This is a genomic window from Enterococcus sp. C46, from assembly GCF_040887565.1.
Classification (GTDB): Bacteria; Bacillota; Bacilli; order Lactobacillales; family Enterococcaceae; genus Enterococcus_B; species Enterococcus_B lactis.
On record NZ_JBFOGA010000007.1, the window covers coordinates 1 to 19176 of the forward strand.

The following is a 19176-nucleotide window of genomic DNA, read 5'->3' on the forward strand; positions in this document are numbered from 1 at the left end:
TCGATTTCGTTTTTTGAAATCTTTCAGCAACTCATTTATCATAACTCATCGTTTGTTATTTGTCAACAACTTTTTTGAAGTTTTTTTCGATAGAATCAAGCTTCGCAAGCTGTTCTTTTTTAACGACTCAGTTATCTTATCATGCCGTTAGCAACATGTCAACAACTTTTTTGTTATGTTTTTGAAGAAATATTTCCTTCTGTCTTTTGGACAAGTAATAATATACCAACTAAATTTATCTTGGTCAACGAATTTTTTGTATTTTTTCAAGTTTTTTTCAATAAGCGATTATTCATTACTTTTCTTTCTTTATCGTTCGCTTTCGGCTCCATTAATGTCTGCAATATTTGATAACAGCTTTTGAACATTCGTTATTGTTTGTTGCTTTCTACATAGCAAAAGCTGCCTAAGGAGTCCCCTAGACAGCTTTTATTTGATTATCTCATTGTTGGGAATAGTAGAACGTCCCGAATGGATTGAGCGTCAGTTAGCAGCATCACTAATCTGTCAATCCCGATACCTAGACCACCTGTTGGCGGCATACCGTATTCTAATGCTTCCAAGAAGTCTTCGTCTACACCGTGAGCTTCATCGTTCCCTAGTTCACGTTCTTTTTCTTGTGCTTCAAATCGTTCTCTTTGATCAATTGGATCGTTTAGTTCTGTAAAGGCATTAGCAAATTCGCGTCCTACGATAAACAGTTCGAATCGGTCTGTGAATCGAGGATCTTCTGGATTTTTCTTCGCTAAAGGCGAAACTTCGACTGGATGTCCGTAAACAAATGTCGGTTGTGTCAACGTTTCTTCAACAAACGTTTCAAAGAATTCATTGATAACATGTCCGACTCCCATCGCTTCTGTTACTTCTACGTTATGCTTTTCAGCTAAGGCTAATGCTTCTTCCAATGTCATTTCTTTCCAGAAATCTACACCAGTTTGTTCTTTGATCGCATCTACCATATGGATACGTTTAAAGTCGCTTTCTAAGTCAACAGCTTGTCCATCATATGTGATTTTCGCTGTCCCTAGTACTTTTTCAGCTGCGTTACGGATAATACCTTCTGTCAGATTCATTACATCATTGAAATCAGTATATGCTGTGTATGCTTCTAACATCGTAAATTCTGGATTATGCGTAGTGTCAATCCCTTCATTACGGAAAACACGACCGATTTCATAAACTTTTTCCATTCCGCCGACAATTAGTCGTTTCAAATGAAGTTCCAACGCAATACGCAAATATAAATCAATATCCAGTGCATTATGGTGTGTGATGAATGGACGAGCAGCGGCTCCACCTGCCTCATTATGCAATACTGGCGTTTCTACTTCAATATAGCCATTGCCATCTAAATAACGACGGATCTCGCTGATAATTTGGCTTCGTTTCATAAATCGGTCAAAGCTTTCGCGATTACTGATCAAATCCAAGTAGCGTTGTCTGTAGCGTTGTTCAATATTCGTCAAGCCATGGTATTTATCTGGCAGTGGACGAAGTGCTTTTGACAAAATCGTGATTTCTGAAGCTTTGATAGAAACTTCGCCTGTGTCTGTTTTCATGATTTGTCCAGTTACACCAAAGAAATCTCCAAGGTCTGCATGTTTAAATACTTCATAGGCTTCATCACCTACTTGGTCTTTTCTTACATAAATTTGAATTTGGCCTTCTCGATCTTGTAGATGCGCAAACCCAGCTTTTCCTTTTCCTCGGCGAGTCATCATACGACCAGCTACACTAGCGGTCAATCCCATCTCTGCTAGTTCTTCTTTTGTTCTTGGATCAAATAGTTCATGCAATTCTTCTGAGTTATGTGTGCGTTCAAATCTTTTTCCAAATGGATCGATTCCATCTTCACGCAATTGTTCCATTTTTTGACGACGTACAAGCATTTGATCATTTAAATCTTCTACTTGATGTTGTTGTTCCTGTGTCACAAAAGTTCCTCCATTCTCATGTTAATCTCTTTCCTATAATGCCAATGAAACACAAAAAAAGCAAGCCGAACTTGGAATTTCAGCTTGAAAATTCACGAAAAACTTAGAAATCACAACGTTTGTTTCAATAGTACTTTTTCTGCTTTTTCTACAAATTGATCCAGCAGACCATTGATTTCTTGCTGATTTTCTGTCTGATTGATTGCTACTTTCACTTTTGCTGCTCGAGGAATCCCTTTTAAATAATAAGCCGCATGTGTTCTGAATTCTCTACATGCTACTTTTTCTCCTTTAAGATCTGCTAAGCGTTGTAAATGAAGTTTAGCTGTAGCAATCTTTTCGGCTGGTGTTGGCTCAGGAATCAGTTCTCCTGTTTCTAGATAATGCTGTGTACGATGAATCATCCATGGGTTTCCCAAAGCTGCCCGGCCAATCATCACACCGTCTGCACCAACATAATCAAGCATCCGTTTTGCATCTTCGGGTGTTTTGACATCCCCGTTCCCCATAAATGGGATGGTGAGATGTTTTTTTACTTCTTTTAATATTTCCCAATCTGCTTTTCCCTCATACATCTGAACCCGTGTACGTCCGTGCATAGCGATGGCACTTGCTCCAGCTGATTGTGCTGCTAATGCATTTTCTACAGCAAAGACGTGTTCTTCATCCCAACCGATACGCATCTTGACCGTTACAGGGATATCCACTGCTGAAGAAACAGCTTGGACCATTTCGTATACTTTCTCAGGATCTAAAAGCCACTTTGCCCCTGCTTCTGCTTTGATCACTTTGTTTACTGGACAGCCCATATTGATGTCTATTATATCTGCAGCTGTGTTTTCTTCGACAAATTGAGCAGCTTCAACTAGGCTGTCTTTGTTCCCGCCAAATATCTGTAAACTTAATGGATGTTCTGTTTCTTCAATGTGGAGCATCTCTAAAGTTTTTTTGTTTCTGAAATGGATACCTTGGTCACTGATCATTTCACATACGACTAAGCCTGCACCAAATTCTTTGACAGTGACTCGAAATGCTGAATTTGTTATTCCAGCCATCGGCGCAACAACGACACGATTAGGGATTTCAACATTGCCGATTTTCCATTTGTGTTCCACTTAAATTCCTCCTAAGGCTTCTTTCTTCAATCCAGCTAATTCTTCTTCACTATACTTGTATTTATTGTTACAGAAAGAGCATACCGCTTCTGCTCCATGATCTTCATCTATCATTGCTTGGATTTCTTCTGCACCTAGCGCAATAATTGCTTCTGCAAATTTTTCTTTCGAACAGTCACATTTGAATTGAACAGGCATTTTTTCTAAAACGTTCAGCTCTTCTGTATCAAGCAATCCCTTCAATATTTCTTCTGGTGTCTGTCCTTCATCTAAGAGAGTAGAGATTCTTGGTGTTGTTTTTAATTGTTCCTCAATCTTGCTGATTGTTTCTTCATCGGCACCTGGCATGATTTGAATCATGAATCCACCTGCTGTCTTGATACTGTCATCAGTATTGACCAGTACACTTAGTCCAACAGCTGAAGGAATTTGTTCTGAGATAGCGAGATAGTAAGTAAAATCTTCAGCGATTTCTCCAGAAACAATTGGCGTTTGTCCAGAAAAAGGCTCTTTTAATCCTAAATCTTTTGTGACAGTAAACATCCCTTGTGTCCCAACTGCTCCTCGCACATCGATTTTACCTTCACTATTCAAAGGAAGGCTGAGATGCGGATTTTTGATGTAGCCTTTCACATCTCCCTTCCCATTTGCATCTACTACGATTCCTGCTGCTGGACCATCGCCTTGGATTCGAACAGTTAGTTTATCTTCTCCTTTAAGTGTTGCACCAAGCAGCAGACTGCCCACTAATGTTCGTCCTAAAGCAGCTGAGGACGTATGCCAAGTATCATGACGTCTTTGTGCCTCCGCTACGGTATTTGTTGCTTGAACGGCGTATGCTCGTACGAATCCGTCGTGAGCAAGTGCCTTAACCAGATAATCTTTCATTTGTTATGTACTCCTTTTTCCGTTTTTAAACTCATAGTGAATCATACTAGCAACTCCTGCTTTTTTCAACTTTGGAATGCTTCTTTTAAAAATAATTCAGAATCATCTAGATAACAGGACATCATCCTATTTACATCTTAAATAAAGAAATCTCCCGAAAACCGGTTTTTGTTCCGGTTTTCGGGAGTCCTATCAGATCAATTGACCTATATTTTTTTATTTGTATTGATCGTCTGAATGATTATCTTCTGATCGTTGAGAATCTGAATCATGTTCTGCTTTATTTTCCTCATGCAGCTCATGTTTTGCTTCTTCAAAATCACGTTTTTCTTCTGCTTGTTTTTCAGCGTCTTTTTCTTCCAAAGCACGTTTTGCTTCTTCAAAAGTTTTCGCTTCTTTTTCGCTTGGATAATCATTTGACTCAGTACCTTCAGGCATCACACCGTGTTCGAATAACGATTTGATTGCTTTGGCATCCAATGTTTCGAATTCCAGAAGTTTTTCAGCAATCAATTTATGCTGCGCACGATGAGCTTCGATGATTTCATGAGCTTTGGCATGAGCTTCCATCAAAATCTTGCGTACTTCTTGATCAATTTCGAAAGCAACTTGTTCAGAGTAAGCTTTTGTTTGACCGTAGTCGCGGCCAACGAACACTTGATGATTTCCTTCATATTGAACGGGACCTAAACGATCGCTCATTCCATATTCTGTTACCATGCTTCGTGCTAAAGCTGTCGCTTGTTCAAAGTCATTGGAAGCCCCAGTTGATTGGACATTGAAGATGATTTCTTCAGCTGTACGTCCACCAAGCAAGCCTACGATTTGTTCAAACATATCTTCTTTTGTCATCAAGAACTGATCTTCTTTTGGTAAAGCGATCATATATCCACCGGCGCGTCCGCGAGGGATAATCGTTACTTTGTGGACGACCCGAGCGCGACTTAACACTAATCCGACAATCGTATGACCAGCTTCGTGATAAGCAACCATTTCGCGTTCTTTTTTGCTGATTACACGGTCTTTTTTAGCTGGACCTGCAATCACGCGATCTTCCGCTTCATCGATATCAGAAGCATCGATTTTCTTTTTATTTCTTCTAGCAGCTACTAGCGCCGCTTCATTCAAGACGTTTTCCAAATCTGCTCCGGCAAACCCTGGAGTCTGTTGAGCAACAACTTTCAAGTCAACATCATCGGCCATCGGTTTATTCCGTGCATGGACGCGCAAGATTGCTTCACGTCCTTTTACATCTGGACGGCCAACTAAAATTTGACGGTCAAAACGGCCGGGACGTAGTAACGCTGGATCTAGTACGTCAGAACGGTTAGTTGCAGCAATGACGATTACTCCTTCATTTCCGTCGAAACCATCCATTTCTACAAGCAATTGGTTCAATGTTTGTTCGCGTTCATCATGTCCGCCGCCCATACCGGCACCACGTTGACGACCTACTGCATCAATTTCATCGATGAAAATGATAGCCGGTGCGTTTTTCTTCGCTGTTTCAAACAAATCACGAACACGGCTTGCTCCGACGCCGACAAACATTTCTACGAAATCAGAACCTGAGATCGAATAAAATGGTACGCCAGCTTCTCCGGCAACAGCTTTTGCTAACAAGGTTTTACCTGTTCCTGGAGGTCCTTCTAAAAGTACACCTGCCGGGATACGGGCACCTAATTCAACAAATCGGCGAGGATCTTTCAGAAATTCAACAACTTCAACTAGTTCTTGTTTTTCTTCTTCCGCACCCGCTACATCAGAAAAACGTACGCGATTAGCTTTTTTGTCTGCTTCTTTGGCTTTTGATTTACCAAAGTTCATGACACGGCCGCCACCGCCACCACCGCCGCCTTGTTGTCCCATCATCATGTAGAAGAAAAAGATGATGATCACGATCGGCAAGAAGCTAAGCAATAACGAAACCCATACGCCGCTGCTTGATTCTTCTTTTACTGTTGTAGCAACTTTGTTTTCTTTTGCCAGTTCTGTTACTTGGCTCAATGTTGTATCATTTGGCAAAATGATTGTTGTGAAATGGGTAGTAGTCGTATCTGTTGAACCCAAGATAGCTAACCCGCCGCTGTTAGCGACTGTCTGCTGTTCCTTGTATTCACCAGTGATCTTATATACACCATTTGCAGGCTGCACTTCAAACTCTTTGATTTTGCCTGCTTGTAGTTGTTCTGTGAATTTTGAGTACTCGATATCTGACGATCGCTGGCCGTTATTACCAAAAATGAAATAAACGACCATTACCATCGCTAAGATTACGAGGACATAATACAAGGCATTTTTCATCATGCCATTGTTCTTTTTGTTCATAGTTGCCCTCCCTAAGCGTCAATTTAATTTAACAGTTTTTTATCAATCCTGACCATTCTATTGTACCATAATTTAATTGAGATACAGCATTAATTTGATTGATAAACAGTAGGTTTCAATACACCGATGTACGGAAGGTTACGATATGCTTCTGCATAATCCAAGCCATAACCGACAACAAATTCATTTGGTACGTTGAACCCAACATAATCTGCTTCGATGTTTACTACTCTTCCTTCGGGTTTGTCAAGCAGTGTAACGATTTTGACTGATTTTGCTTTGCGGTATTTGAAAAGATCCACTAAATAAGCAAGTGTTCTTCCGCTGTCAATGATATCTTCAACGATCAACAGATCGCGACCTTCTACATTTGTATCCAAGTCTTTGACGATTTTTACTTCCCCTGACGAGACTGTTGCATTCCCGTAGCTTGAAACATCCATGAAATCCAATTCCAAATACGTATCGATAGAACGAACGATATCTGCCATGAATGGTACCGCTCCTTTTAAGACACCTACTACTAGGGGATTGGTGTTTTGGTAAATTTCTGTTAACTCTTTGCCTAGTTCTTTGCAACGAACTTGTATCTCTTCTTGTGAGATCAAAATTCTCTCAATATCCTTTTCCAACATCAGGTTCTCCTTCCAATTGCTTCTTTTTGATATTTGTAAAGAAGTATGTAGTGTATTTTATCAGTTTCTTCACGAATACTCAAATATGAAAAGGCAAAAGGTATCAGGCTATATATATTTCTTTTGGCATCTGTAATGATCCAAGCATGCTGTCTTTGTGAATTAGGTACTTTCTGATCGATAAAATATCTAGATACTTTTTTTGTAAGTTTCTCCGTTAATTGAATACGGTCTCCTGCTTTTCTTTTTTCGACATATAGTTGCACATCGGCGGGAACCCAAATGTCATGAGAAAACAGAGACCATGAATCTGTTGTTTTGATGTCCTCTGAATGTTCAGGTTTGACCAGACCAATCCATTCTGTTTCGTTCAACTGTATCCCTTGTTCTGGAATAAGCAACAAGCGCTGATCTTCTGTCTGAGCAGTGGCTTGTTTTTCTTTTTTAGCGAGTATAACAAAATGATACTCTCTTTTCAGTACCCAGTTGTTGCCGATGCTAAGCTGCCATTGACTTTTTTTCTGTTGCCACTGATCTAAAATCGATGTCATTTGCTGCTCTTTCAAAATGACCCCTGTTTCTGAGAATACTTTGTCGAAGAAGGAGTGGAAAAAATAGTATCGTTCCGCTTCTTCCATTTTTTCTATCATTTCTGCTGAAAATTGAAATCGATCCTTTAACTGTTCGACTTCCTTTTCGATTAACTGCCCCATACATTTTTGAATGACTTGGTCTGCCCATTGAATCTGTTGCGAAAACTGTTGAAAATGTCTCATCACCTGGGTGTTTTCTTGTTTTAATTGAGGAACAACCAAATGGCGAAGCCGATTTCTTTGGACATCTAATAATTGGTTCGTCTGATCCTCAAAGTAAACAAGCTGTGATTCTGCTGCATAAGCATATAATTCTTCTTTACTGAAACTCAGCAATGGACGAACAAGTCTGCCCGTAGCAAATGGTTGTACTCCTTTGATTCCAGAAAAAGTACTTAACTGTCCTCCACGAATGATTTTCATCAACACCGTCTCGATTTGATCATCTCCATGATGAGCAGTCATCAACGTATCATATTGTCCTTCTTCCATCACTCGAGTGAATGCTTGATAACGAAAGTTACGAGCTGCTGTTTCTATGGCCGTTTTGGCCGGATTTTCCCAAACACTTACATATAAAGGTAGATTCTTCTTTTCACAATATGAGCGAAGATAAGCAGCTTCTTCTGCTGATTCTTCTCTCAATTGGTGATTGATATGGACGACGCCCAAAGAAAAACCGATTTGGCGTTGCGCTTGCAAAAGCAAATGGAGCAAAACCATCGAATCAACCCCACCTGATACCGCTGCTAAAATCCTTGATTCTTTTTGCCAGAATCCTTGTTCATTTCCGTGCCGAATAAATGACTGCTGCAATAGCGGTACTTTTTTACCGTCTTTTTCAACGTTCATTCTTTCCACACCCTTTCTTCCTAAAAAAAGAGAGCGGGAAAACGTCTAAAACGACAATTAACCTGCCCTCTGTTGATACTTTGACTAAAATAGTCGCATCATCATTATTTTCAGCTTTATTAGCTGCGGCGTCCGCCACGGCCACCGCGTTTTCCTTCTGTGTTTCGCTTCAATGAAGATAAGCGGTCATCGCTATCTTTCAAAAATGAACTCATCAATGAATCGAAGTCTTCTTTTTGAGCTGAAGGCTGACTGCGAGAAAAAGATTTTTTCTGTGCTGGACGATTGCGGTTGTCACGGGAATCTTTTTGTTGAAATTTTTTAGGACGGCTTTCTTCTCCAGATTCTACAGGTTGTTCCTGCGCTTTGCGGATAGATAGTCCGATTTTCCCATCATCATTTACTGAAATAACTTTGACTGTTACTTCATCTCCTACACTTAAAACATCATGGATGTCTTTTACATATCCATTTGACACTTCGCTAATATGAACTAGACCCGTTTTTCCAGCACCTAGATCAATAAACGCACCAAAATTTGTAATTCCTGATACTTTTCCTTGCAGTTTTGCTCCTACCTCGATTGACATAAAAAAAATGTTCCTCCTAATTATTTCCCTTTTTTATATTCCTGCTTATTTTGCAGTTGTAGAACTAGTTGATTGATCTGTTTCATTTGTCGAGCTGTCTGTGTTTGATTCTAATATAGGATAAACTTTTTCACCGTCTTTTGAGTAAAAGAATTTGCTTCTGGCAAGTTTAGCTACATATTCATCATCTTTCAGCAATGAAACATCTTGGTGCAGCTGATCAACGTCTGCGTTGACTTCTTTCATTTCAGTATTTGCTTCGACTCTCAATTCGTTCAATTGATGCATCCTTTGCATATCATGGAAAATCTGCACACCTATTATCGCGAAAATGACCAAAGCACCAACAAAAATTGCAGCCAGTCTGCGTCTTCGAAAAATCAGTTGTCGTTGTTGTTGCTGAAATTCAGCATACTTTTTCTTTGCATATTCCGTATCTAGCGCAGCGATTTTATTGCTTTTTTTCGTCACTTGGATTCGCTCCAATCTTTTTTGATTGTCTTTCTCATTATACCAATATCATGAAAGCTTGTCTAATCTATTTCTCTAGTGTTTCTGTGCGATTTTCAGAAATAATTTCGTACATTTTTTGTGCATCTTCTTTTTTGGTCGATTCATGTAATTCCGTAATTTTTACTTCCAACGTTTTATTGCCGAACTGGACTTTCAAAATGTCGCCTACTTTGACGTCACTGGAAGATTTCGCCAATTTTCCGTTGATTTGGATCCTTCCTTTATCAGCCACTTCTTTTGCTACTGATCGTCTTTTGATGATTCGGGATATTTTTAAAAATTTGTCTAATCGCATATCTTATTCCTCACTTTTTGATTTTTTTGTTTAATCGTAGAATTTTCTTACCAAATGGCAACATGAGCCACTCTCTTACTGTAAACAGACGGAGACGAATCACTGCATAAATGAACACAGATGCGCCAATCCCAACGCCTATCACACTGACAAAAAAAGCAGTGGAACGATGAGTTACAGGACCAAACACTATATTCAACACACCATAATACAGAAGCAAGACTGCTGTCATACAAAGAAGGCTGATAATCAACTTCCGCCCAAAATGTCGTTCCTTCCAAAAAGCATTTAGCTCTTTTGTTTCGATTCGGACAAAATACCAAAGCGTCACACCTAATCCTAAAAGGGTAGACAGGCTTGCTCCGGCTGTTCCTAATAAACCAGTTAGAAAAGAAGTAGTCAATCCTTTTACCAAGAGCCCCCATCCTGCTCCTTTTAAAGAAGGGCGAAAAGAGTTCTTGCTTTGAGCAATACTTTGATAGGCTTGGATGACTGCAGTAAAAGCAATGGAAAAAACAAACAATACAAGCGCTGCATTTCCTGCATAATCTTTAAACAACGCATAATTGATATAAGGAAGCAGTAAGGCTAATCCCAAAGATGCAGCTAATGCCAAAGCGGTCGTCAATCTAAGATAGATTTTGGCTGTCTGTAAAAACTGACGATAGATCCGGTTGGTCAAATGACGGGTCAATGCAGGCAGAAATGTCGCACTTAATGCGGTGGCGATCACTAAACCTAATTGAACCAAAGGCTGCCCTCGATCATAGACCCCTTTTGCTATCTTCGCACCATATTCCGATAGACCGTAAACTTCCAAAGCATTTTTTACAAAGAAAGAGTCGATCAGCTGAAAAAAGATGAGTAATCCGCTATAAATCGAAACCAGACCGCCTTCTACTAGAAAGCGCCGGATCAAAGATTTTGGTGGCTGTTTGAATAATGGGAACCGGCGGAAGCTTAATACTCCTCCATGAATCTTTTGTTCATAGTAGTGAAGGATCCCATATGCGCATAACCCGCCAAAAACGGCTCCACTCATCGCTGCCGTCCCCGTTTGGTACACCGTCCATCCGAGCTTTCTAAAAGCAAACGCACTACAGACGATTACAGAAACACGAACGAGCTGTTCAACAACTTGAGAAACTGCCGTTGGTTCCATCAAAAATCTTCCTTGAAAATTCCCTCGATAAAAAGATAAACCAGGCATCAGCAAAAAGGTAAAAGAAACTACTTGGATCAGTGGTTTCAATTGTATATCCCCCATCATCCAAGCAATCCAACTGCTAAATGAAAAGACAAACAACCACAGAAAGACACCTGTCCAAAACACCAAGGGATAAAGACTTTGCAAAGCTTGCTTTCGCTCGAAAGGATTCTTTCTTTCTGCAACGTACTTTGATATGAACTGCGGAAGACCTGATAAAGCTAAAGTCATTGCTATCCCATAAATTGGATAAACTTGCTGATAAACATAAAAACCTTCGTCGCCGACTAAGTTTTGGAGAGGAATTCGGTAAAGGGCACTTAATACTTTTGCTATGAAAGAAGCAATCGTCAGTACAAATGCTCCTTGCATGACGCGCCGCATTTCTTTATGATCCAAATCGTTGCTCCTTCCTACGCTGACAGATATTTTTGCTCACGCAATGCTTTGACAAACTTTTGGATTTCCTGAAGCCACACTGCTTCTTCCATTTGGTTTGGAATCGTCAAGCGTATTACCATCTGTTCTTTTTCAACGCCTAGACTGGCTTTTAGTTTCGTCGCCGTTAGTGCTTCGAATAATTGTTCCACGCTGTAGCGTTTCGTTCCAACTTTGCTTAGAGTAAAGACGATATGCGGCTCCTGTTTCCTTATCGTTTCCAAGAGCGCTCGATCGCCATCCATTTTAATCTGTCCGATTGTCAGGAGGTGTGCTACTTCTTCTGGGTATTCTCCAAAACGGTCGAGCAGATCATCTTCCAGTTCATCTAGCATTTCTTGCGAATCAAGTTCACGAATTCGTTTATAGATCTCGATTTTCTGCCGCTGATCTGCCACGTATGTTTCAGGTAGATACGCGTCAACACCGAGGTCGATCTCAACAGTGGTCTTCTCCACTTGACTATTCTTTCCTTGTTTACGAGACACTGCTTCGCTCAGCATTTGAGAATACATATCAAAACCGACTGCATCAATAAATCCATGTTGCTGAGCACCTAAGAGATTACCTGCACCGCGAATGGAAAGATCACGCATCGCAATTTTGAATCCAGATCCCAGTTCTGTAAAATCTTTGATTGCCTGAAGACGCTTTTCACTGACTTCATTAAGGATCTTCTGCTGCTCATACATAAAATAAGCATATGCGACGCGGCTACTTCTTCCTACCCGTCCGCGTAATTGATATAACGTGGATAAACCCATATAATCAGCGTTCTCAACAAACAATGTATTTGCGTTCGGGATATCCACTCCTGTTTCAATGATGGTCGTAGTGACAAGAACATCATACTGACCTTCAATAAATTCAAAGAGCGTATTTTCTAATTGCGCCTCTGTCATTTGTCCATGAGCATAGCCGATCCGCGCTTCCGGAACGAGTTCTTGGATTTCTTCTACTTTTTGTTCGATCGTTTCTACTCGATTATATAAATAGAATACTTGTCCACCTCGTCCCACTTCTCGATGGATTGCTTCGCGGATAGCCCCAGGATTTTTTTCCATAACATATGTTTGGATCGGATAACGATTCGCAGGCGGTGTTTCGATTACTGAAAGATCCCGCACGCCTAGCATCGACATATGCAAAGTTCTCGGAATCGGTGTTGCTGTCAGAGTCAAAACATCCACTTGTGCACGTAACTGTTTCAATCGTTCTTTATGTTTTACACCAAAACGTTGTTCTTCGTCAATAATCAATAAACCCAAATCGCTAAATTCAATATCTTTTGACAAGATTCGATGGGTTCCCACAACAATATCAACTTGACCTGTGCGCAGTTGTTCGATGGTTTCTTTTTGTTGCTTTCTTGTTCTGAAACGACTTAATAGCCCGATATTTACGGGGAAACCTTCAAATCTTTCCAGCATCGTTTCATAGTGCTGCTGTGCCAAGATCGTTGTTGGAACTAAAAAGGCTACTTGTTTGCTTTCCTTTATCGCTTTAAAGGCCGCTCGAAGCGCTACTTCTGTTTTCCCATAACCAACATCACCTACGAGTAGTCGATCCATTGGTTTTTCTTTTTCCATATCCCGCTTGATCTCCGCTGCACTTCTCAACTGGTCGTCTGTTTCAGAATAAGGGAAAGCATTTTCGAATTCTTTTTGGTAGGCGTCATCAGGACCAAAAGCATATCCTTTTTCTGATTCTCTTGCTGCGTATAATTTGATTAAATCGTCAGCGATATCTTCGATTTTCGAAGATACTTTTCGTTTAGTTTTCGTCCATTCACTTCCGCCTAGCTTATTGATGCGAGGTGCTTTGGCTTCCGAGGCGACATATTTTTGGATCAGATTCAGTTGAGTAACAGGAATAAACAGTTTGTCGTCGTTTTGATACAAAATAGTCATATAGTCTTGGTGAACGCCATCTACTTCTAGCGTTTCCATCCCAATGTATTTCCCGATACCATGATTGGCATGGACAACGTAATCTCCTGCTTTTAACTCATTGTAGCTTTTCAATCGCTCTGCGTTTGTTACTGTTTGACGTCTCGTTTGTTTTTTCGTCGTTTTTTGGAAAATTTCTTTTTCTGTGATAGCTACTATTTTTTCTTGAGGAAGTTCAAAACCGGCCTGCAAAGCTCCTTCAACTAATTGTACCTGTCCTCTGATCAATGCATTTTTTTCTGTTTCTACTACTAATATATCTTCATCTCGAAGCATTTGTTCTGCTTTACGTATTCTGTCCTTTGTCGGAATAAAGATCACAACAGTCTGTTTTTGCTTGCGCCAACGATCCATTTCTGTTTTCAGCAATGGCATTTGTCCGAAGAACTGTTGCATCGTCCGATATTGAAAATTATGGATTGCTTGGAAACGAAGATTTCCCATCCCTTTTTGGAAGAGTGAGAAAAAGGTTGTAGTAAATTTTTCCTTTTGAACGATTCTTTGTACATCTGCTGAAAATGACTGCTCAGAAAAAAACCGCAATTCGCTGATTTTTTGAGTATGCCATTCTGCCGCTTCCCTTTCGATTTCCCGATTTGTTTCCATGATCCGCTGGTAATCATCAACGACTAGTAGACTATTTGAAGGAAAATAATCCAAGATTGTTACAAATTCTTGGTAAAGAAGATCTGAGTAGAATTTTGCTTCTTCTGTCGGGATACCTGCTTGCCAGCTTGAAGTCATCTGACCGAAGTAATCTTGTAAAAACTCGCGGTCTGCTTCTTCTGTGGTCGCAGCAAGCCGTTTTTCTAGCATTTTTTGCATTTGCTCTATTCCATGTTCCAGATCCTCTGGTCCATAGACTTGTTCACTCGTTGGAGAAACCCAGATTTCTTCCGTTTTTTCGATTGAACGTTGTGTTTCTGCTTCAAAATACCGCATAGAATCTATCTCTACATCAAATAATTCTACACGAATAGGATAGTTTGTTGTTAATGGGTAAATATCGACGATGCTTCCTCGAATACTGAATTCTCCGGGTTTTGCGACCATTTCTTCTCGTACATAGCCCATCAAAGTCAATTGGCGAGGAAGATTTTCCACATCTATCTCATCACCAACATGCCAATTCAATTGCGCCTGTAGCCAAGTTTTCTTATTCGGCAGTCGCTTGTGCAAAGCTGCGACTGGCAACAAATAGATACCTGCTTTTTTTTCTTGAAGTGCGTTGAGCGTTGCGACTCTCTCGCCTCGCGCTTCTGGAGAAGAAAAGGCCATTTCAGCAGAAAGCACTTCATCCACTGGAAATAAATGGATCTGATCCTGCGGAATCACATGTTGCAGATCTTCTGCTAACTGATTGGCATAATACAAATTTGGCATCAGAATGATCATATTTTTATTTGTTTTCTTAAATGCTCGAGCAAATAGAAGCGTCTTCGCTGAGCCAGCTAATCCTGTGATTAGTTGTCTAGGCATTTTTTCTTCTAAATTGCTGATCCATTCTTTTACTTGCGGATCTTTTCCGACTAATTGAATGATATCCATTCCTTTTCCTCCTTTCTCAATTGAATTGATTCATCGCATCCACGAACGAATGCCCTTCTATGAGATATTCGACTGCTTTAACAGATTGAAATATGCTTTCTTCTATCAAAGGCTGGTTTTCTTTGCTGAAAGGACTAAGCACATGTTGGACCACTGTTTTTTTTCCTTCTGGTCTGCCGATTCCCACCTTGATTCGATCAAAGACATTCGTATTCAAATGGGAAATGATACTTTTGATACCATTATGCCCGCCGGCACTCCCTTTTTGACGGAGTCGGATCTTTCCTACTGCCAGATCCAAATCATCGTAGATGACGACTAATTCTTCTGGATAAATCCCAAAATAAGTCATTAACGGCCCGACTGCACGACCAGATTCATTCATAAATGTCTGTGGTTTGACTAGAAGGATCTTTTCTCCATTATGAAAAAATTCGGCAACTTCTGCTTCGAATGGATTTTTTTTGAAAGCAGCTTGATGTTCGCGTGCAATTTGATCCACGACCATAAAGCCGATATTGTGTTTAGTATATTGGTATTTGGTACCTGGGTTTCCTAACCCGACAATCATTTTCATTTTTGTTTTTCCACCTAATTCTAAAAACAGCACAAAAGGCTGGACTGCTAATTAGCGGTCCAGTCCATCGAGCTTTTTTTCTTTTTTATACTGTCAATGTATAGTATAACACAAAACAAAGCGTTTCGGCTAAAAGAGAATCGTTAATAAATGATAAAGAAATTAAAAATTTCTTCAAAGTTTAATGAAATAATTGAATTATAAAAATAGTGAAATAACACACATGTAAGCTTTTACATATAATACAACCTTGTTATCTGTTATATTTTATAGCCAAATAGCGTGACATGGGGCTTGAGAAATGTTAGCATAAGCATGGGAAAAAACAAATCAATGGAAGGATTGATACTAAATGACTGCAGCTGCAGAAAAAAAAGATCATCAAAAAGTTATTCTTGTTGGAGACGGCGCCGTAGGTTCTAGCTATGCCTTTGCTCTAGTTACTCAAAATATTGCTCAAGAAGTAGGTATCGTGGATATCAATACTGCTAAAACTGAAGGAGACGCAATTGACTTGTCTCACGCTTTGGCATTTACTTCACCTAAAAAAATCTACTCTGCTACTTACGCAGACGCACATGATGCTGACTTAGTTGTTATTACAGCTGGCGCACCACAAAAACCAGGTGAAACTCGTTTAGATTTAGTAAACAAAAACCTAAAAATCAACCGCGATGTTGTCACACAAATCGTTGAATCAGGATTTAACGGTATCTTTTTAGTTGCCGCTAACCCAGTAGATATTTTGACTTACTCAACTTGGAAATTCTCAGGTTTCCCTAAAGAACGCGTTATCGGTTCAGGTACGTCTCTTGACTCTGCTCGTTTCCGTCAAGCACTTGCGGAATTAGTTGACGTTGATGCGCGTAACGTCCATGCTTACATCTTAGGTGAACATGGAGATTCAGAATTCCCAGTTTGGTCACATGCAAATGTTGCCGGCTTGCAAATCTATGAATGGGTGAAAAACAACCCAGAAATCGATGAAGAAGCTATGGTTAACCTATTCTTCGGCGTACGTGACGCTGCTTACACAATTATCGAGAAAAAAGGTGCTACTTTCTATGGTATCGCAGTAGCATTAGCACGTATCACTCGTGCCATCTTAGACGATGAAAATGCTGTTCTTCCTTTATCAGTCTTCATGAATGGCGAATATGGATTGAACGACATCTACATTGGTGCACCTGCTGTTATCAACCGTCAAGGTATCCAAAAAGTAATCGAAATTCCTTTAAGCGACAGCGAACAAGACCGTATGGCTGCTTCTGCTAAACAATTAAAAGAAATTCTAGATGAAGCTTTTGCTAAACTAGACGCTGAATAATCTTTGAATATGACGGAAAACATCTAAACGGTGTTTTCCGTTTTTTTATTTTATCACTCTTATGGTTTCTAAATTTTTTCATAAAGAAGAGATAACCTTCGTCTTTTCGTCTAAATTATGCTATCATGAGACCGTTCCACCCTAAACTTTTACTTAAGGAGTTGTCGATATGACAAGATCTTCGCATCGAAAAAAATCGAAACATGTTGCTTTGCTTTCAGCTCTTGGTGTTCTCTTGGTGCTGATTAGCTTTTATACCTATCGCAGTACATACTACACAAAGCATTTTTTGCCGAATACGGAAATCAACGGAATAAATGTCAGCAATCTAACAGTCGAAAAAGCAAATGAAAAATTAAAAGAAGCTTATTCCGATAAAAAATTAGCTATTAAAGAAGATGGAAAAGTCTGGCAGGAAGTACCAAAATCTGAGCTCGGCTATAAAGATGATTTCACTTCTGAGCTTTCTCCGATCCTAAATGAACAAAACGGATGGACTTGGGGAATGACTTATGTTTCAGCAGCTGAAAAACAAGAAATCGATCCTATCAGTCAAGACCACCAGAAACTGGATACTACCGTTCAGACATTGACAACTAAACTGACTGATCTGAATAAAGACCGGACACCTACAACTGATGCAACAATTGAAAAATCAGGCGACTCTTTTGTTATCAAGCCTGAAGTCAATGGAAATACCATCAACGTCGATGCTGCGGTCAAACAAGTAAAAAGTGCAGTAAATTCCGGTAAAGATACGATTGAATTAACTGAGTTCAAAGAAAAACCAAAAGTAACCTCCGGAGACAGTTCACTGAAAGAACAGCTCGAATCCATGAATGCTATCGCAAAAGTAAAAGCTACTTACAGTATAAACGGGGAGACTTTCCAGATCCCATCAAGTGATATCATGAGCTGGCTGACCTACGACGGAAAAGTCGATTTAGATACAGAACAAGTACGTCAATATGTAACAGATTTAGGCACAAAGTATAACACAAGTACGAATGACACAAAATTTAAAAGTACAAAAAGAGGAGAAGTTACAGTCCCAGTTGGCACTTACAGCTGGACGATCCAAACAGATAGCGAGACAGAAGCGCTGAAAAAAGCTATTCTGACAGGCCAAGACTTTACTCGTTCTCCGATTGTGCAAGGTGGCACAACCGCTGATCATCCATTGATCGAAGATACGTATATCGAAGTTGATCTAGAGAACCAGCATATGTGGTATTATAAAGACGGAAAAGTAGCCCTTGAAACAGATATCGTTTCCGGAAAGCCATCTACACCTACACCTGCTGGGGTCTTCTATGTTTGGAATAAAGAAGAAGATGCAACTTTAAAAGGAACAAATGACGACGGAACACCTTACGAGAGTCCAGTAAATTACTGGATGCCGATTGACTGGACAGGTGTTGGTATCCACGATTCTGACTGGCAACCTGAATACGGCGGAGATTTATGGAAAACCCGCGGTTCACATGGCTGTATCAACACTCCGCCAAGTGTAATGAAGGAATTATTCGGGATGGTCGAAAAAGGAACACCTGTATTGGTCTTCTAACAAAAAAGAATTTATAAAAAGAACGCACCTGTACGAATCGTACAGGTGCGTTCTTACTTATTATCTCAACTATGCACTTGCTTACATTTCAGCAGCAGTAAAGACTTCTGAGACATCATCATCGTCTTCTAGCTTATCTACTAGACGTTCCAATTGCTCCCGTTGTTCCTCATTTAAATCGATCGTCGTTTGTGGGATCATCGTCAATTCTGCTTGCGCTAAAGTGAACTCTTTTTCCAGCTCATCTCGTACAGCAGCAAAATCTTCTGGTGCAGTATAAATCTCGAACACTTCAGGAGAAGTTTGCAGATATTCTGCCCCCGCCTCTAATACATCTTCAAACATCGTCTCTTCATCAACAGCCAACCCATCGCGTTCAATGACGATATACCCTTTACGATCAAACAAGTAACTGACTGAACCCGTTTCTCCCAGTGACCCACCGTTTCGAGTAAAAGCTACTCGGACATTTGTCGCTGTCCGATTACGGTTATCCGTCAATGCATGGACTAAGATTCCTACTCCACCCGGACCATATCCTTCATACGTGATTTCATCGTAATTCGTTTCATCTACGGCGCTGGTAGCCTTTTTAATTGCCCGTTCTACATTGTCGTTTGGCATATTTGCAGCTTTGGCTTTGTCCACAACAAGCCGCAGAGCTGGGTTCATGGATGGATCAGGACCGCCTGCTTTAGCTGCCATATAGATTTCACGAGAAAGTTTCTGAAAAACTTTTCCTCGTTTCGCATCTTGGGCATTTTTTCTTCCTTGGATATTATGCCACTTACTATGTCCTGACATGATTTTTCCTCCCTTG

General features: G+C 40.1%; 15 protein-coding genes. 2 read left to right on the forward strand and 13 right to left on the reverse strand.

Translation table 11 applies throughout. The features are described 5' to 3' along the window. Nucleotides 1-437 precede the first annotated feature (437 nt). From lysS to pth, 12 genes are all read right to left on the reverse strand, one after another. On the reverse strand, nucleotides 438-1934 hold the full coding sequence (gene lysS, locus AB3I27_RS10375) for a lysine--tRNA ligase (protein WP_002310399.1): 1497 nt from the start codon (nucleotides 1932-1934) through the stop codon (nucleotides 438-440). A gap of 110 nt (nucleotides 1935-2044) precedes the next feature. Continuing rightward, nucleotides 2045-3049 carry a tRNA dihydrouridine synthase DusB gene (gene dusB, locus AB3I27_RS10380; RefSeq protein WP_002310400.1) on the reverse strand — a complete coding sequence of 335 codons (1005 nt, stop codon included), beginning with the start codon at nucleotides 3047-3049 and terminating at the stop codon, nucleotides 2045-2047. Further along, nucleotides 3050-3937, reverse strand: coding sequence for an Hsp33 family molecular chaperone HslO (hslO, locus tag AB3I27_RS10385; protein WP_002310401.1), 888 nt, complete (start codon nucleotides 3935-3937; stop codon nucleotides 3050-3052). A gap of 216 nt (nucleotides 3938-4153) precedes the next feature. Continuing rightward, nucleotides 4154-6265 carry an ATP-dependent zinc metalloprotease FtsH gene (ftsH, locus tag AB3I27_RS10390; RefSeq protein WP_002310402.1) on the reverse strand — a complete coding sequence of 704 codons (2112 nt, stop codon included), beginning with the start codon at nucleotides 6263-6265 and terminating at the stop codon, nucleotides 4154-4156. Between the two features lie 89 nt (nucleotides 6266-6354). Beyond that, nucleotides 6355-6900, reverse strand: coding sequence for a hypoxanthine phosphoribosyltransferase (gene hpt, locus AB3I27_RS10395; RefSeq protein WP_002310403.1), 546 nt, complete (start codon nucleotides 6898-6900; stop codon nucleotides 6355-6357). Beyond that, complete coding sequence (gene tilS / locus AB3I27_RS10400) at nucleotides 6900-8345, reverse strand: tRNA lysidine(34) synthetase TilS (RefSeq protein WP_002314340.1); 1446 nt, start codon at nucleotides 8343-8345, stop codon at nucleotides 6900-6902. The genes hpt and tilS overlap by 1 nt, the downstream gene beginning before the upstream one ends. 119 nt (nucleotides 8346-8464) lie before the next feature. Then, the gene (locus tag AB3I27_RS10405) at nucleotides 8465-8935 is read right to left on the reverse strand and encodes a S1 domain-containing RNA-binding protein (protein ID WP_002290937.1); all 471 of its coding nucleotides are present in this window, start codon (nucleotides 8933-8935) and stop codon (nucleotides 8465-8467) included. Between the two features lie 45 nt (nucleotides 8936-8980). Continuing rightward, entirely contained in the window at nucleotides 8981-9406 is a 426-nt protein-coding gene (locus tag AB3I27_RS10410; protein ID WP_002287409.1) for a septum formation initiator family protein, read from the reverse strand. A 67-nt stretch (nucleotides 9407-9473) separates the two neighbouring features. Next, nucleotides 9474-9743 (reverse strand): RNA-binding S4 domain-containing protein, encoded by a 270-nt coding sequence (locus AB3I27_RS10415; protein WP_002287407.1) that lies wholly within the window; start codon nucleotides 9741-9743, stop codon nucleotides 9474-9476. Nucleotides 9744-9753: 10 nt separating this feature from the next. Beyond that, nucleotides 9754-11349 (reverse strand): polysaccharide biosynthesis protein, encoded by a 1596-nt coding sequence (locus AB3I27_RS10420; RefSeq protein ID WP_002310406.1) that lies wholly within the window; start codon nucleotides 11347-11349, stop codon nucleotides 9754-9756. Between the two features lie 14 nt (nucleotides 11350-11363). Continuing rightward, nucleotides 11364-14885 (reverse strand): transcription-repair coupling factor, encoded by a 3522-nt coding sequence (mfd, locus tag AB3I27_RS10425; protein WP_104760131.1) that lies wholly within the window; start codon nucleotides 14883-14885, stop codon nucleotides 11364-11366. Between the two features lie 16 nt (nucleotides 14886-14901). After that, nucleotides 14902-15462 (reverse strand): aminoacyl-tRNA hydrolase, encoded by a 561-nt coding sequence (gene pth / locus AB3I27_RS10430; RefSeq protein WP_002310408.1) that lies wholly within the window; start codon nucleotides 15460-15462, stop codon nucleotides 14902-14904. Between the two features lie 352 nt (nucleotides 15463-15814). Between pth and AB3I27_RS10435 the strand changes: the two genes are divergently transcribed. Continuing rightward, nucleotides 15815-16789, forward strand: a complete 975-nt coding sequence (locus tag AB3I27_RS10435; protein WP_002287399.1) for an L-lactate dehydrogenase — start codon at nucleotides 15815-15817, stop codon at nucleotides 16787-16789. A 169-nt stretch (nucleotides 16790-16958) separates the two neighbouring features. Then, entirely contained in the window at nucleotides 16959-18356 is a 1398-nt protein-coding gene (locus AB3I27_RS10440) for a L,D-transpeptidase family protein (protein ID WP_002316851.1), read from the forward strand. Nucleotides 18357-18437: 81 nt separating this feature from the next. On the opposite strand, the gene AB3I27_RS10445 is transcribed toward AB3I27_RS10440, so the two are convergent. Beyond that, a complete protein-coding gene (locus AB3I27_RS10445) occupies nucleotides 18438-19160 on the reverse strand; it encodes a YebC/PmpR family DNA-binding transcriptional regulator (RefSeq protein WP_368022991.1) in 723 nt (240 codons plus the stop codon). Nucleotides 19161-19176 lie beyond the last annotated feature (16 nt).